This is a genomic window from Kitasatospora sp. NPDC004289, assembly GCF_053602875.1.
The window spans coordinates 29,390-44,510 of the sequence record NZ_JBSGEL010000040.1 but is presented as its reverse complement, the minus strand read 5'-3'; the positions used below and the strand labels follow the sequence as shown (position 1 = coordinate 44,510).

15 protein-coding genes are annotated in these 15,121 nt (G+C 75.7%); 8 read left to right on the top strand and 7 right to left on the bottom strand.

Annotated elements, in window-relative coordinates; all coding sequences use genetic code 11:
• Positions 1–110 precede the first annotated feature (110 nt).
• The 3 genes from ACWEPF_RS25270 (at position 111) to ACWEPF_RS25260 (ending at position 1,545) form a co-directional block, all read left to right on the top strand.
• Positions 111–695, top strand: coding sequence for a DM13 domain-containing protein (locus ACWEPF_RS25270; protein ID WP_452174287.1), 585 nt, complete (start codon positions 111–113; stop codon positions 693–695).
• 77 nt (positions 696–772) lie between these two features.
• Positions 773–1,084: a hypothetical protein gene (locus ACWEPF_RS25265; RefSeq protein WP_452174286.1), complete on the top strand. Its 312-nt coding sequence runs from the start codon at positions 773–775 to the stop codon at positions 1,082–1,084.
• Between the two features lie 149 nt (positions 1,085–1,233).
• Entirely contained in the window at positions 1,234–1,545 is a 312-nt protein-coding gene (locus ACWEPF_RS25260; protein WP_452174314.1) for a WhiB family transcriptional regulator, read from the top strand.
• Between the two features lie 258 nt (positions 1,546–1,803).
• On the opposite strand, the gene ACWEPF_RS25255 is transcribed toward ACWEPF_RS25260, so the two are convergent.
• From ACWEPF_RS25255 to ACWEPF_RS25240, 4 genes are all read right to left on the bottom strand, one after another.
• A complete protein-coding gene (locus tag ACWEPF_RS25255) occupies positions 1,804–2,151 on the bottom strand; it encodes a hypothetical protein (RefSeq protein WP_452174285.1) in 348 nt (115 codons plus the stop codon).
• Positions 2,152–2,278: 127 nt separating this feature from the next.
• The gene (locus tag ACWEPF_RS25250) at positions 2,279–2,497 is read right to left on the bottom strand and encodes a hypothetical protein (protein WP_452174284.1); all 219 of its coding nucleotides are present in this window, start codon (positions 2,495–2,497) and stop codon (positions 2,279–2,281) included.
• A 90-nt stretch (positions 2,498–2,587) separates the two neighbouring features.
• On the bottom strand, positions 2,588–2,986 hold the full coding sequence (locus ACWEPF_RS25245; protein WP_452174283.1) for a hypothetical protein: 399 nt from the start codon (positions 2,984–2,986) through the stop codon (positions 2,588–2,590).
• Between the two features lie 114 nt (positions 2,987–3,100).
• A complete protein-coding gene (locus tag ACWEPF_RS25240) occupies positions 3,101–5,935 on the bottom strand; it encodes an AAA family ATPase (protein ID WP_452174282.1) in 2,835 nt (944 codons plus the stop codon).
• Between the two features lie 139 nt (positions 5,936–6,074).
• Here ACWEPF_RS25240 and ACWEPF_RS25235 point away from each other — a divergent pair, with 139 nt between their 5' ends.
• From ACWEPF_RS25235 to ACWEPF_RS25225, 3 genes are all read left to right on the top strand, one after another.
• Entirely contained in the window at positions 6,075–7,829 is a 1,755-nt protein-coding gene (locus ACWEPF_RS25235; RefSeq protein WP_452174281.1) for a putative Ig domain-containing protein, read from the top strand.
• Positions 7,830–7,994: 165 nt separating this feature from the next.
• Positions 7,995–8,480: a DUF427 domain-containing protein gene (locus tag ACWEPF_RS25230; protein WP_452174280.1), complete on the top strand. Its 486-nt coding sequence runs from the start codon at positions 7,995–7,997 to the stop codon at positions 8,478–8,480.
• A gap of 47 nt (positions 8,481–8,527) precedes the next feature.
• A complete protein-coding gene (locus tag ACWEPF_RS25225) occupies positions 8,528–8,740 on the top strand; it encodes a hypothetical protein (protein WP_452174279.1) in 213 nt (70 codons plus the stop codon).
• A gap of 47 nt (positions 8,741–8,787) precedes the next feature.
• Here ACWEPF_RS25225 and ACWEPF_RS25220 read toward each other — a convergent pair whose 3' ends face one another.
• From ACWEPF_RS25220 to ACWEPF_RS25210, 3 genes are all read right to left on the bottom strand, one after another.
• Positions 8,788–9,165, bottom strand: coding sequence for an excalibur calcium-binding domain-containing protein (locus tag ACWEPF_RS25220; protein WP_452174278.1), 378 nt, complete (start codon positions 9,163–9,165; stop codon positions 8,788–8,790).
• A complete protein-coding gene (locus ACWEPF_RS25215) occupies positions 9,165–10,748 on the bottom strand; it encodes a YncE family protein (protein ID WP_452174277.1) in 1,584 nt (527 codons plus the stop codon). Before ACWEPF_RS25215 ends, ACWEPF_RS25220 begins: the two co-directional genes overlap by 1 nt.
• Before the next feature lie 86 nt (positions 10,749–10,834).
• Positions 10,835–11,446, bottom strand: coding sequence for a hypothetical protein (locus tag ACWEPF_RS25210; RefSeq protein WP_452174276.1), 612 nt, complete (start codon positions 11,444–11,446; stop codon positions 10,835–10,837).
• 322 nt (positions 11,447–11,768) lie between these two features.
• Between ACWEPF_RS25210 and ACWEPF_RS25205 the strand changes: the two genes are divergently transcribed.
• Positions 11,769–12,998 carry a hypothetical protein gene (locus ACWEPF_RS25205; RefSeq protein ID WP_452174275.1) on the top strand — a complete coding sequence of 410 codons (1,230 nt, stop codon included), beginning with the start codon at positions 11,769–11,771 and terminating at the stop codon, positions 12,996–12,998.
• Positions 12,999–13,131: 133 nt separating this feature from the next.
• The gene (locus tag ACWEPF_RS25200) at positions 13,132–15,114 is read left to right on the top strand and encodes an FG-GAP-like repeat-containing protein (protein WP_452174274.1); all 1,983 of its coding nucleotides are present in this window, start codon (positions 13,132–13,134) and stop codon (positions 15,112–15,114) included.
• Positions 15,115–15,121: the final 7 nt, after the last annotated feature.

Here is a 15,121-nt window from a genome sequence, read left to right as displayed (position 1 = left end):
GCCCGGGCTCGTCGGCGTCAGGGTTCCGTAATGCCCTCGGAGCTGGCACGACCCACACCCGTGGTGCTTCGATCGTGGTCGTCAGCCCGTTCCCCGCCCCGGAGTTCCTGATGCGACGACGCGTGTCCAAGCCCACCCTGACGGTCCTGTCGCTCGCGCTGGCGGCGGTGGTCGCGGCGGGCCTGCTCGCCTTCGAGCCGTGGAAGGCCTTCACGACCACGACCGTCGAGGAGGCCCTCCCGACCGTGGTCGCCGCTCCCGCCGCCGCCCCCACCGCCGCGCCCGCGACCGGCAGTTCGACGGCCGCGACCCCCGCCCCGTCCGGTGTCGCCCCGTCCGCTGCCGCGCCGACGGACCTCGGCCGGGGCAGCTTCGTCTCCGGCGAGCACACCACCACCGGTCAGGCCCGCCTGGTCCGGCTGGCCGACGGGAGCACCGTCCTGCGCCTGGAGAACCTCGCCACCTCCGAGGGCCCCGACGTCCGCGTCTACCTCTCCACCCGCCCCGCCGCCGAGTCCAGGCTCGACGACCTCGGCCCCGGCGCCGTCGAACTCGGCCGCCTCAAGGGCAACATGGGGAACCAGAACTACGCCGTCCCGGCCGGCACCGACCTCAGCGGCCTCCGCAGCGCCGTCATCTGGTGCAAGCGTTTCTCCGTCGGCTTCGGCGCCGCCGACCTCGCCGCCGCGGCCTGATCCGGCGGGCGGCCCGGCGGGTGGTCCGGCGGGTGGTCCGGCAGGCGGTTCGGGTGCGGGCGGGGCACGATGACGCCATGTCCCGACGAATCCGGTCCGCCGTTGCCGCACGTCCGTTCCCGCACGCCGTCCCGGATCCGCCGGCCGCCGCGCTGCTGGTCGGCATCACCGGATCCGCCCGGCGGCCGCGGTCAGGTCTGCTGGTGCTCCCCGACGGCCGCCGGCTGGTCACCGGTCCGTTCACCGCGCGGCAGGCCCGTGCCGTCGCCGAGCTGGTCGCGGGCCGCCTGCGCCGCGCCAGCCTCGGGGGGCAGGCCCTCGTGCACTGGCTGACCGTTCCCCACCCGGTGCCGGACCTGGACGGTCTGATCCCCGGCTCACGCCGCTGACCGCGCGTGGTGGGGCATTGTCCGATCTTCACTCGATCGGATGATGGTCGGCTGTCGGGCGGGTGGACGGGCACCTAGTGTCATGGACCCGTCCGGCGGCTCTGTCGGGCCGTCAGGAACGCCATCGGGAGGGGAAGATCGTGGGGGACATCGACGGTACCTGGGCGGAGCGCGGGGCGTGCCGGAGGGTCGACCCGGACGCGCTGTTCGTCGAGGGAGCGGCGCAGCACCGGGCGAAGGCGGTCTGCGACGGATGCCCGGTCCGCACCGAGTGCCTGGCCCATGCGCTCGACCGGCGCATCGAGCACGGCGTCTGGGGCGGGATGACCGAACGCGACCGCCGGGCGCTGCTGCGCCGCCGCCCCACGGTGGAGTCGTGGGCCGAACTCCTGGACGAGGCGCGCGCGGCGCACGCCCGGCGGAGCCCGACGAGCCGCCAGGCCCTCGGACGGACCGGTTGACCACGAGCCGTTTGAGGTTGGCCGGCCCGTTCGCTCCCGGCGGCGGCCGTGACCACGTCCACGGGGTGGTCCGGCAGGTCCAGGAAGTCCTCGAACCGGTTCGTCCTTCGACGTCTCCTCCGGGGTGAGGCGGAGGAGCGGGTGTGGGCGGCGGCCGGGGCCCGTACCCGCCGGGCCGAGATGATCACACAAGTGGTTGGGAAAGGCTTTGCCCAGAGTTTGACCGCCACCGGCCCCGCCACCGGCCCCGGCGTCGGCCTACGGAAGGCCGCCGAAGGCTCCCGGGTGGCCGTGCGCGGGAGCGGGCCACTCGTGCTCGCGCAGCAGGGCCAGGGCGTACAGGAGGTCGCCGGTGCTGGTGAGGTGGGCGCCGGTCCGGTCGTGCACCTCCCACGCGCCGGACGCGGGGTGCGCGGTGCCGAGCGGGAGCGGGTGGGTGGGGTCGGTGACGTCGTCGAGGCGGACGGTGCCGCCGCCGGGGTCGGCGGCGGCCGCGGTGTAGGTGCGGCCCATGCACTTGACGACGGTGGCCCGTTGGGTGACTTCGCCGAGCAGCGGGACCTGGTCGGCCTGGTCCCGGGTGGCCCGGGTGGGAGTGTGCTTCATCGATGCGACTTTCCGTGACGCCGAGGATTCGCGGAGTGACTGTATCCCAGGGCGTCCGAACGGTCCTTTACCTTCCGGCGGCGGGGACGGGCCGGGCGGTGGCCATCCGCCCGGCCCGTGGGCCGCGCTATCCGAAGACGGTCCGCAGTGCGCGGAGCGCGCTGGTCAGCGCCGACCGCGGCGCCTTCGGGGACGCGGCGTGCCGGGCGGTCACGGGGGAGGCGTCCGGCTGCGGCGCCGGGTGGAGCGGGGGCGTCGGCCGGGGGGCCTGCGGCGGCCGGACGGCGGACTGGCGGGTGGCCTCGGCGCGCACGAGCGCGCGCACGGCGAAGTAGGGGTCGGGCATGACGGAGTTCTCCTGCGGATGTGCCGATGTGTCAGGACGGGGAACAGCGGCACGCCGCGTGCCGGTCGGCTGTGCGGCGTGCGGGCTCCCTCAGCAGCGCAGGACCGTCGAGGAGTTCGACGCGGGGCGCGGTGCGCTCGGCGTCCGAGGGCGGGTCGGGGGGCGGTCGGCGCCGGGGGTGACGCCCAGGGCGACGACGGAGACCGACGCACGGACCTGGGGCGAGGAGTGCCGCCCCTGGTGCGTGTCGACCGCGCACTGGCCGGGGGCCGGACGGTCCCGGCCCACCGTTTCGGTCGCGGCCGTGGCCGCGTCCTCCTGACCGGCGGGCGCGGCCGCGGCGGTCACCACGGTGCGGCAGTGGTCGGGGTGGCCCATCGGCAGGTGCGGCTGGGTGCTGCTCAGGACCGTGTGGAGCAGGGCGAGGGTGGCCACGAGTGCCGCGGTGCACCAGGAGAGCCGCGGGCGGTCCGTGCGGAAGCGCGCCATCCCCAGCACCTCCTGCTCTCCCGCCTCCAATGGGTAACGCTCTGATGCCCATTCGGACACTCAACGTGACGGAAGGGGGGTGCGTCTCACCCGATCCGGTGAACGGCGTTGCCCTCAGCGGCCGCGGCCCCGCCGCTCCGGCACCGGCCGGCGCAGGGCCAGGGCCAGTTCGGTGCGAGACCGGACGCCGAGCTTGCGGTAGACGCGGCTGAGCACCGCCTCGACGGTCTTGACCGAGAGGTGGAGCCGTTCGGCGGTCTCGCGGTTGGTGAGGCCGTCGGCCACCAGCGCGGCGAGCCTGTCCTCCGCCCCGGTCAGACCGGCGGCCGGGAGGGGCGAGCGGGCCGGACCGTCGGGCGCGGTCGGGCCGGAGCGGCCGGCCAGCGCGTCGAGCAGGGCGGTCCACGGGGCGGCACCGCAGCGGGCGAACAGCTCGGCGGCCTCGTCCCAGGCCTCCCGGGCGGCGGCCCGGCGGCGGTGGGCACGCTCCAGGCCTCCGAGGGCGAGCAGCGTCCGGCCGTGCTCCAGCCGCAGGCCGAGCTCGGCGAACCGCTCGACGGCCGTCCGCAGCTGACCCCGGGCCCGGTCCGCCTCGCCGAGCTGCGAGGAGACGGCCGCCGCGGCGCGCAGGCAGGCCGCCTCGGCGCCGGTCCCGGGGGCACCGCGGCCGAGGGCCGCGCGGGTGCTCACCAGCAGCGCGTGGGCCTCCCGGGCCCGGCCGAGGCCCGCCCAGGCCTCGGCCAGCTCGGGCTGCCAGCGCAGCACCGTGGGGTCACCGACCTGCTGACCGGCCTCCAGCGCGGCGACCTCCTCCAGTGCGGCGGCGGCCTCCCGCAACCGCCCGGTGGCGAGCCGTACGGTGCCGAGCGCCAGCAGGTTGCGGGAGGTGAACACCAGGTCGTGCTCCTCCCGGGCCACCCGCAGGCCCAGGGCGGCGTGCTCGGCGGCCCGGGCGAACGCGCCGCCGGCCGTCTCGGCCAGCGCGGCGGTGTACGAGACCGGACCGGCCGACAGCCCGGTGGCCGAGCGGTGCCGCAGTGCGCGCCCGGCCCACTCCAGGGCGCGGGCACAGTGCCCGGACCGGCACTCGACCTCGGCGAGGCTGCGCAGCACCTCCTGCACGTCCTCGGCGTCGCCGCCGGCCTCGGCCGCCGGCAGGAGGTCGAGCAGCACGGCCCTGGCCCGGTCCAGCCGGTCGTCGAACACGGCGTGACGCGCCGTCAGGTAGTCGGGGCTGCCGCGCACCCCGAGCCGGGACACCGGGACGCCCAGGCCGCGGGCCCGCTCCAGGCTCCGGGCCGAGGCGGGGTCGCCGAGCACCCGCTCCATCCGCGCCCGCATCGTCAGGGCGGCCGCCTCCAGTACCCGGTCGCCGCCGGACCTGGCCAGGTCGGCGGCGAGCGCCGCGGCCCGCACGGCGCGGTGCGGGCGGCCGTGGCCGATGTTGGCGCGCACGGCGTCGCGCAGGTGGACGGCGGCGAGCAGCACGGGGTCGTCCCCGGCGAGGTGGCGGGCGCGCGCGATCAGGGCGTCGCTCTCGTGCAGGGCCTGGCCCCGGGTGTCGATCACGGCGAGCAGGGCGGCGACCTGTTCGGACGGTCCGAGTCGGGCGGCGCGTACGGCCCCGGCGACCCGCGCGGCCAGGTCCGGCCGGCCCGCGGCCGCCGCGTCCGCGGCGGCCAGCGCCAGGCAGCGGGAGCGGGCGGTGCGGTCGGCCGGTGGGACGCGGTCGGCGGCCAGCAGCAGGAGCTCGGCGGCCAGCGCGCGCTCGCCGTCCCGGCGGGCCAGCGCAGCGGCGTGTTCGGCGTCGGCCGCGGCGTGCGGTGCCCGTGGGTCCCGCGGGTCCTGGCCGAGCAGCCGGTGGCGCACCGCGTGCACCGGATCGGTCTCGGCCGCGGCCAGGGCCAGGTGCGCGGCCGGCACGGCGGCGGGGTCGACCGCCCGGCCGCCCCGGGCGGCGGCACGCAGGGCGTCCGCGGCGAAGGCGACGGCGCCGTCCGGGGCGATCCCGACCAGCCCGGCGTCCTCGGCCTCGCGCAGGCGGGCCGCCGAGGCGGCCGGGCCGGTCAGGCGGCCCAGCAGGGTGAGGGTGGGGTGCTCGCTGAGCGCTGCCGTCAGCAGGACCTCCCGGACCGGCGCGGGGACGGTCTCCAGCCAGCGTTCGGCCTCCCCGGAGGCGGCGTCCGCGACGCTGCCGGGGAGTGCCGGACCGTCGGCCCGCGCCGGTCCGGCGGCCGCCAGCGACGCCCTGACCAGGGCCGGGTTCCCTCCGCTGCACCGGTGCACCGGGCCGGCCCAACGGCGCGGGAGGCCGGCCGCCCCCAGCAGGTCGGCGAGTTGAGGGACGGTCAGCGGAGCGGGCGTCAGACGGGGTGCGTGGTCCCCGCACAACTGCCGGACCGGCACCGGCACGGCCGCGCCGCGCACGGCGGCCAGGACGGACAGCCGGCCCGGCGCGAGGGCCCGGCGGGCGTGGGCGAGCACCGCGGCCGTGGCCGGGTCGAGCCACTGGGCGTCGTCGACCACCAGCAGGACGGGGCGTGCGGCGGTTGCCGCGTGCAGGGCCAGCCGGACGGCCTCGCGCTCGGCCGGGCCTCCGGGGTCCGCCGCCGACGGGTGAACCGCCGCCGATGGGCCGGGCGCTGACGACGGGTCCGGTACTGCGGCGGGGTGGAGCGTCCCCGCCCGGTCCGGGAGCGCCACGGGGCGCAGCGCCGCCGGCAGGTCCGCTGCCGCGGTCGGCGGCAGCTGTCCGGCCAGGGCCGTGAGCGTCCCGAACGGCCGCCGCTCGTCGCCGGGTTGAGGGGCGAGACGGACCACCGGCCGGTCGGCGCCGGCGACCAGGGCGGCGAGGAGCGTGCTCTTGCCGCTGCCCCACGGGCCCTGCACCACCAGGCACCCCGCCGAGCGGAGCAGGCCGGCGGCCGCTGTCAGTGGCTCCTCGGACATGCGGTGACCGTACGGGCCGGGAACGCCCCGGACAACCCTCCCGCCGCCCCGGGCGGGACGAGGGATTCCCCCGTTTCGGCGGCTGCGGGACCGGCCTAGCTTTCTGGGCACCGCTCACCCCCACTCGAAGGGTCTCCCCATGAGACGACTGCGCCTGCTGGGCGCCGTGGCCCTGGCCGCGGCACTCGCCGTTCCCCTCGCACCCGGGGCACTGGCCGCCCCCGCCCCCGGCGTGCCCCCTGCCCCCTCCGCTGCTCCCGCCCCCGCCCCCGCCCCCGCCCCCGCTCCGGCCTCCGCCCCCGCTCCGGCTTCCGACGCCCTGCTCGACGCGATGGAGCGCGGCCTCGGCCTGACGGCTCCTCAGGTCCTCCAGCGGTGGGCCGCGGAGGACGCCGCACGGGCGGTGCAGGCCCGGCTGCGCCCCGCCGCGTCCTGGTTCGACGCCGGTTCGGGCCGCCTGGTGGTGCCGGTGACCTCGGAGGCAGAGGCGTCCCGCGCGCGTTCGGCCGGGGCGCTGCCCGCCCGGGTCCGGTTCGGTCCGGGTGAGCTGGCCCGGGTGGCGGCCGCGATACCCCGGGTCGCGGGGGTGCGGGCGTACGGCCCGGACCCGGTCCGGGACCGGGTCGTGGTGGTCCTCGCCTCCGGTGCACCGGCCTCGGCCGAGCAGGACCTGCGGGCGTTCTCCCCGGCGGTCGAGGTGGTCCGATCCACCGTCACCTACCGCCAGCAGGGCGGGGACGTGGTCGGCGGCGAGTCCTGGAAGCCCGGGAGCGAGAGCCAGTGCTCGGTCGGCTTCTCCGCCGGCGGGGCGGGCGGCGCCCGGCACTTCCTGACGGCCGGTCACTGCACCAACGACGTGGACCAGCCCGCCTACGGCAAGGACGGCACCCGGCTGGGCACCTCCAACCGCGGCGGCACCCACTCGGTCAACGCCCGCGAGGGCGACTTCGGACTGGTCGACGTCACCGAGGCCGGCTGGGCCCTGGCGGGCCGGGTCTCCGGCTACGGGGCGGGCGACTACACCGTGACCGGAGCCGTCGACCCGACCGTCGGCATGTCGGTCTGCCACTCCGGGGCGAACACCCGGCTCCAGTGCGGCACGGTCACCAAGGTCAACCAGACCGTCGACTACGGCTCGGTGGTGATCGACGGCCTGTTCGAGACCAACGCCTGCTCCGGCGGCGGTGACTCCGGCGGTTCGTACGTCACCGGTCCGAAGACCGACGCCAAGGCGGTCGGTGTGCACTCGGGCGGCGGGAACGGCTGCGGCCAGTCGGACCCGACCACCATCGGCCAGCCCGTCGTCGAGGCGCTCACCAAGTGGAACCTCACCCTCACCACCGGGACTCCGCCGGCCCCGGGCGGCGTCACGGTCGCCAACCCCGGCAACCGGAGCACCCCGGTCGGCACCTCGGTGTCGCTGCCGGCCTCGGTCTCCGGCGGCACCGCCCCGTACGGCTGGACCGCCACGGGCCTGCCGGCCGGCCTGACCGTCGACGCCGCCACCGGCACCGTGACCGGGAGCCCCACCACCCCCGGCAGCTCCGAGGTCACGCTGTCGGCCAAGGACGCGGCAGGCCGGGTCGGCTCGGCCGCCTTCACCTGGACGGTCACCGCGGGCGGCACCGGTCCGCTGACCCTGGCCAACCCCGGCGCCCAGACCGCCTACACCGGCCGCCCCTACCGCCTGGCCCCCACCGCCACCGGCGGCACCACCCCCTACAGCTGGACCGCGGTCAACCTGCCCCCGGGCCTCTCCCTCGACCGGGCCACCGGTGTGATCTCGGGGACCCCCACCGCCTGGGGCATGACCACCACCACCCTGACCGTCACGGACGCGGCCCGCCGGACGGCGAGCGTCTCGTACTCCACCACGGTCTGGAGCCCGTGGTGACGACCGCTCCCGGCTGACGGCCACCGGCCCGGCGACGAGGACGTCGCCGGGCCGGTGGCGGTCCCACCGGGAATCCGCTGCACCAACGCTGCGGGTACGCGCGGGCGGCGCGGCGGCGCAGGCTGGGACGGTGGTCCGAAGGGGGCGAGCGGAAGGAGGAGTCCGGTGACCGATCCGCACCGCGTCCGCGAGTCGGTGTGGGCCTACCCGCGCCCACCCGCGGTGGACGACGCCTCCGGCCGGACGGTGGAGGTCTGGTTCGGCGGCCGGCAGGTCGCCTCCACCAGGTCCGCGCTGCGGGTGCTGGAGACCAGCCACCCGCCGGTCTACTACCTCCCGGCCGCCGACGTCGCCCTGGAGGTGCTCAGCCCGGCCGAGGCGGTGACCGCCTGCGAGTGGAAGGGCCTGGCCTCGTACTGGGACCTGACGGTCGGTGAGCGCCGCGTGGCGCGTGCGGCGTGGTCCTATCCGGACCCGCTCCCGGGCTACGGCGTCCTGCGGGGCTGCTTCGCCTTCTACCCCGGCCGGGTGGACCGCTGCACCGTGGACGGCGAGGAGGTGCGGCCGCAGGACGGCGGCTTCTACGGCGGTTGGATCACCGACGAGATCGCCGGCCCGTTCAAGGGGGCCCCGGGGACGGCGCAATGGTGACCGCGATCGCCGCCGCCCCTTCCCACCAGCGGTCCTGAGGAGCCGTCATGTCCACGGAGCAACCGTCGCTGCGGAAGCCCGCCGCCGGGCCGGCGCCCGCCGAGACGCCGGAGTGCGAGGCGTCCACCTGTCACGCGATCTCGGTGCCCGAGCCGGTGGAGCTGCACGACGCCTGGCCCGGCTGGATCCCGCTGACCCTGATCCTGGTGATGGCGCTCACCCTCGCGGCCTTCGCCGTCGGACGCATCGCGGGATGGTGAACCCCGCGGCGCGTCCGACGGCTCCGGGGTGGCGGCCGCCACCCCGGTCAGGGGGACGGCGGCGCGATCGGTTCGACGATCGGCGCGCCGTCCAGGTCGGTCGTGTAGTCGCGGGGGACGGGCTTGCGGTCCTTCGGGCCGGGGAGGGCCGGGCAGGCGATGCCGTCGCCGTCCCGGTCGAGGCCGTTCGGGTCGAGCGTGTCCGCGCGGAGCACGGCCTGGGCGTCGGCCTGGGTGGTGAAGGCGTCGCAGTCGGCCACGTGCCCCCGGTGGACGTACGGGGCGACGTCGAAGCCGCGCGGCGGGGGCCCGCCCTCGCCGCACGCGGTGAGGGCGAGGGCCGCGATCGCGACGGACGTCCCGAGCCGGGCGAGGCGGCCCCGGCGCCGGTGGACGGCGACGGCGGTGGGTTGGTGACGGGGCATCAGGCCGGCCCCGTCCGGAAGACCGAGACCGTGCCGTTCGCCGGATCGACCGCGTAGACCTTCGCGGTGGTGTTGTTCACGGCCACCGCGCCGAACAGGCGGGGCGTGCCGAGCGGGGCCCGCGGCAGCAGCGTGCTGCCATCGGCGATCGCGAGGCCGCCGGACCCGTCGGTGCCGGCCTGCTGGGCGACGAAGACCCGGTTGAAGTTCCGCAGCAGGGCGAGCCGGTGCGTGGGGTTGCCGGGACCGGAGGCCACTCCGCAGACCGGGGTCTGGCCGACGACCGTCGTCCCGACGATCCGGTCGACGCGGCCGCCGTTGTTGGTGCCGCAGTTCGATCCGCCGTCGAGGTGGACGTAGACCGACCCCGCCGTCGGGTTGTAGACCGCGCCGATGGGGTACTGGGTGGATCCCGCCGGGTCGTTGACCGGTGTGGCGGTCCCGTCGACGGGGTTGACGACGATCGTCGTCGCGACGTTCTTCCAGGAGCCCGAGGGGTCCGCCGGGTTCGGGACGCAGCGCTTTGCGAGCAGGTAGACGAGGTTGCGCCGGGGATCGACGGCGATGCTGCCGCGGACGCTGCCACTGACGAGGAAGTCCCCGGCGTTGGAGCCGCAGGTCCCCTTGGTCGGGAAGCGCGCCAGGACGGTGGCGGTACGGGTCTGCGAGGAAATGGCGTACAGGCCGATCGAGGCGGCCTCGCTGCTCCCGGTGCCGACGTTGGCCTTGGCGAGGTACACGGCGTGGTGCACGGGGTCGAAGGTGAAGTCGGTTCCGATGCCCGGGCCCACGAGCCCGGCGACGGGCAGCGGGATCGGGACGGCGGCCGTGCCGCCGGCCGGGACGTAGGCGACCGCCGAGTTGCCGACGGTACCGCTGCTGACGTAGACGTCGCCGTTCTCGGGGGAGACGGCCAGCGCGCTGACGGTGGTGGTGAAGCCGCCGATCCGGGTCACCTGGTTGCCCTTGGTGGTGTCGATGACCGCGACGCCGCCCGTCCCCCCGACGTAGACCAGGCCGGATCCGGGGGCGACCGCGATCCGGGTCGGAGCGGTCACGGCGGCGGAGACGTCGATCGGAGCGCCGACCGGGGTGTCGGTCCTGCCGTCGATCACGATCACGGCGTTGCTGCCGCCGGCCGCGACGTACACCCGGTCGGCCTTCTCGTCGACCGCCAGGTCGACGGGAGCCGTGCCGGCCGGGACCGCGTCCGCGACGCGCGAGGTCGCGGCCGTGGTGTCGTACAGGGCGAAGGACGACTTCTCGCCCTTGCCGCACTTGTTCTCCTCGCCGACCACCATCATGGTGTAGGTCGGCTCGCCCATCAGGAATCCGGCGGCCTTGAGGTCCTCGAACGTGCCGTACCGGCCGTTCTTGGCGCAGTAGGCCTCCTGTGCCGTGCGCACGGTGGCCGCGTCCGTGGCGGCCGCGCTCCGGTGGCCCTTGTCGCCGATGCCCCGGACGGAGAAGACCACGACGGCGGCCAGGACGCCGAGGATCACGACGACCACGAGCAGTTCGACGAGGGTGAAGCCGTCCTGGGGTCTGGTGCGGGGCGAGAACGGGCGGTGGTCCGCAGTCATGGCAGTCGGGGTTTCCTTCGAGGGTCGGTTCGGGTGCGCCCCGGGGGCGCGGGCGGGCCGTCGACGGGTCAGGGGCCGGCGCCGCGTCAAGGGACGTTCCGGCGCACGGACTTGAGGTCCTTCGGGTCCGGACGGTCCGGGCAGGCGATGCCGTTGCGGTCCTCGTCGAGACGGTTCGGGTCGGCGGGTGCGAAGCGCAGGACCGCCTGGGCGTCGGCCTGGCTCGCGAAGTCGGCGCAGTCGTAGGCGTCGGTGCCGTGGCGCAGGAAGTACCGCGCGTCGAAGGGGCGTTCCGGCTGGGGGCAGAGCGCGCTGCGGGTCTCGCCCGGGCCGCAGGCGGCCTGCCGGGCGGGGCCGGCGACCGGTGTGGTGTCGCGCGGTGCCGCCAGGCCGCGGCAGGCGACGCCGCCTCCGTCGTCCAGGTGGTTCGGGTCGGCGGGGTCGGCCCGCAGCACCGCCTGGGCGTCCGCCTGGCTGGCGAAGTTGGCGCACTCGAAGGCGTCGCCGTGGGTGGCGTACTCCTGCGGAGTGAACTCCTTGCCGTTCGGGCACAGCGCGCTGCGCTGGGTGCCCGGGGTGCACCAACTGGGGTCCTCCTTGCGGGCCTTGGCGGCTGCGCCGGACCCGTCGCGGAGCAGGGCCACGACGACCAGGGCCACCGCGGCCACTCCGAGGACCAGCAGGCTCCACCTGGTCACGCGCGATCGCGAAAGTCTGCTCAACAGTGCCATGCCACGCCTCTGCCCATCGTGCCCGCCAGCCCCTTCGGTGCGCGTGGCAGCGGACCGACGGCCGTCGGCCGCCGGCCCCGCTGCAGGCTGGATACCTGCATTACATCCACAGCCAACAGGGTTGTCAACGGTTGACTACCGGGTTCCGGAGTGACCACCATCTACGCATGTGCGGCGACGTCGCCCTGGCAAGCCTCGCAGATGCCATGGCAGTTCGGATGATTGCCCGATCCCACGGCAGGGCGCCCGTGCGGCTGCCGCCGCCACCCGGATCGACGAGGAGTAACAGATGCAAGAGAGGTCGAGGCGCTCGTGGAGCGCCCCGAACGCAGCCCGCACCGCGATGCGCCGGATACGCACCGCCGTCGCGGCGGGAGCCCTGGCGACGGCGCTGATCGCCGTCGCCTCGCCGGTGGCGTCCGCCACCACCAACTCGCAGGTCGGCGTCGCGAACAACCTGTACCCGGCGGCGCGGGAGATGCGGAGCACGATCGAGTCGCTCGAATCCTTCACCGCGTTCACCGCGAACACCGCCTCCCAGGTGGGCGGTTACTGGAACAAGCCGGCGATCGACACGTCGACGATGCGTGGGATCACCTCGGGGAGCCTGCGCCAGCAGTTGAAGAGCGCGGGCCCGTACACCACCTGCAACCCGTCGTCGTCGAACAACTGCGTCGACGGGCCGCTGCACATCGACGCCTTCCTGTCCGCCGACGCGGCCAACGTGGACGCGGTCATCCCGACCGTGGACGGCGGTACGTGCACGGCCAGTGGGAGTGTCGAGTGCAACGGCACAGCCTCCAGCCGGCACGCGGTGGCCATCGGCCACCTGGCGATCTACAGCTGCAGCGGGAGCTGGGCGGGCTCGACCAAGGGTGACGACCCGTCGAACGCCGGGAGCCCGCCGCTGGCCTTCGGTGCGGACGCCAACGGCAGCGGCAACGGCAAGGCGCAGTCGCCCCGTTGCGACGCCTCGCCGGTCTCCGGCGGCGCCCCCACCACCATCTCGGGCGTGGTGAGCTGGCTCGGCACCAGCGGGCACCGGATCGCGGTCGCCGACCCGGCCGCCGCGCCGTTCGGCGCGGCGTCCAAGCAGGCGCTGATCCAGAACGGGTTCAGCTGGGTCGCCAGCGGTGCCGGTCAGAACGTGTTCACCGGCAGCGCCTGCGACAGCGCGGGCACGGCCTGCAAGGTGCGCATCGAGTCCGGGATCAGCCAGGTCCGGGGCGCGGTGACGGCGAACGCCGGTGGCAACACCCAGCTCGGCCTGGTCGCCAAGTCGAACATCATGCACGTCAGTTGGACGTCGAGCTCGCTCAGCGGCACCACCGGCAACGACCCCAACACCTGGACCGAGGTCGACTCGAGCGCGTACTCCGGCTACGGGGAGATCGAGCAGTACGGCGTCGCCCTGTCCGGTGGCAACACCGGTGCGGAGGCCGCCTGGGACGACCTGTTCAACAACAAGTGGGACGGCAACAGCACCATCCAGTCGACCCTCGCCGCCTACGGCTTCTAGGCGGTTCCCGGCACCGGGCAGCGGGCCGTCGGCGGGCACCAGCTCCGCCCGCCGACGGCCCGTCCCGCCCCCGTGCCGCACGGTTCCGCACCATCAACTCCCTTTCACCAGGCCCCGAGGAGGGGCCTCATCCATGGGCAGATCCTCACGTCGACACCTCCTGCCGGGCGGCCGCTCCCGCGCGCTCGCCCGCTCCGGCACGGTGCCGGCACTCGTCCTCGCCATGACGGCCGTCGCACTGGCCGGTGGCCCGGCCTCGGCGGCCGGCGCCGACCCCACCGCCTTCGCCACCGCGGTCAACCTCGACGACAACGGCCGCGGCAGCGCCGCCGTCGCGATCGGTGACCTCAACGGGGACGGGACTCCCGACCTCGTGACCGCGATCCGCGCCGAGGGCCTCGGAGTGTTCCTCGGCACGGGCGGCGGTGCCTTCGGCGCCGTGACGAAGTACCCGGCGCCGCGCACCGTTTCGAGCGTCTTCCTCACCTCCGCGGTGATCCGCGACCTCAACGGCGACGGCCACCAAGACGTGGTCAGCCAGGACTCGCGCGGCAACGTCGCCCTGGTCTGGCTCGGCGACGGCTCCGGTGTCCTCGGCACCGGGGCGAAGGCGCAGCTCAACCCGGTGCCCGGCTGCGACACCACCGGCGACAACCCGTGCGTCGCGCGCTTCCCCACCGACGTCGCCGTGGGCGACTTCGACGGGAACGGCACGCCCGACCTCGCGACCTCCAACGCGAACACCGCCAACGTCTCGGTGGTGCTCGGCAACGGCGACGGAACCTTCGGCACGGCGGCGCAGTCCGCCCTGGGCGGCGGCGCCAACCCGCAGGGCATCGCGGCCGCCGACCTCGACGCCGACGGCCGCCTCGACCTCGTCACCGCCAACTCCTCGACCGGCACCCTGAGCGTGCTCCTGGGTGACGGCAGCGGGGGCTTCGGCGCCGCGTCGGGCGTCGCGTCCGGCGTGACCCTGCCGTCCGAGGTCCGGCTGGCCGACGTCAACGCGGACGGACGGGCGGACGCGGTCGTCGTGGCGCCCGGCTCGCCGGGGCGGGTGGCGGTGCTGCTCGGCGACGGTGCCGGCGGGTTCGGCACCGCGAACGTCCTGACGGCGGGGGTGAACCTCAGCTCGGCCTCGGTGGCCGACCTGAACGGTGACGGCCACGCCGACCTGGCCGTCGCGGGCGCCGACTCGAACGAGGTGCTGGTGCTGGAGGGCGACGGCACCGGGGCGTTCGGCAGCCCGGTGGCCTTCGGGCTGGCCGGCGGCCGCAACCCGCAGGCCGTCGCGGTGGCCGACCTCGACGGCGACGGGCGCCCCGACATCGCCACGGCCAACAGCAACGGCTCGGCGACCTTCGTCAACGACGCCTCGGTGCTGTTCAACCGGACCAACCGGCCGCCGGCCGCGGCCAACGACGCGTACGGCCACATCGGGGCGGACACCCCGCTGGTGGTCGCCGCCCCCGGGGTCCTCGGCAACGACACGGACCCCGACGGCAACCCGCTGACCGCCTCGCTGGTGAGCGGACCGGCGCACGGCACCCTCACGCTCAACCCGGACGGATCGTTCGCCTACCAGCCGGACAGCGCCTACGCGGGCGGTGACGGCTTCAGCTACAAGGTGAACGACGGCGCGGACGACTCGAACACGGCGACCGTGACGATCACCGTCTCGGCCGGCTGCCGCGGTCTCGCCGCCACCATCACCGGCAGCGGCGCGGTGGCCGGTACCAGCGGCGCCGACGTGATCGTGACCGGCAACGGGAACGACGCCGTGAGCGGGAACGGCGGCGAGGACACGATCTGCACCTTCGGTGGCAACGACGCCGTGGCGGCGGGCAGCGGCGCCGACTACGTCGACGCCGGGGACGGCAACGACGCCGTCAGCGGCGGGGACGGGGACGACCTGGTCAACGGCGGCGCCGGTGACGACGCGCTCTCCGGAGGCGGCGGCAACGACGTGGTGGTCGGCGGCGCCGGCAGCGACGTGCTGGCCGGTGGCAGCGGTACGGACGTCTGTGCCGGCGACGCCAACGGCGGTCCGGCGCTGGCCGGTACGGACTCGGTCTCGCCGGGCGGCTCCTGCGAGACCGTCGTCGAGGTGCCGTGACCGCCGA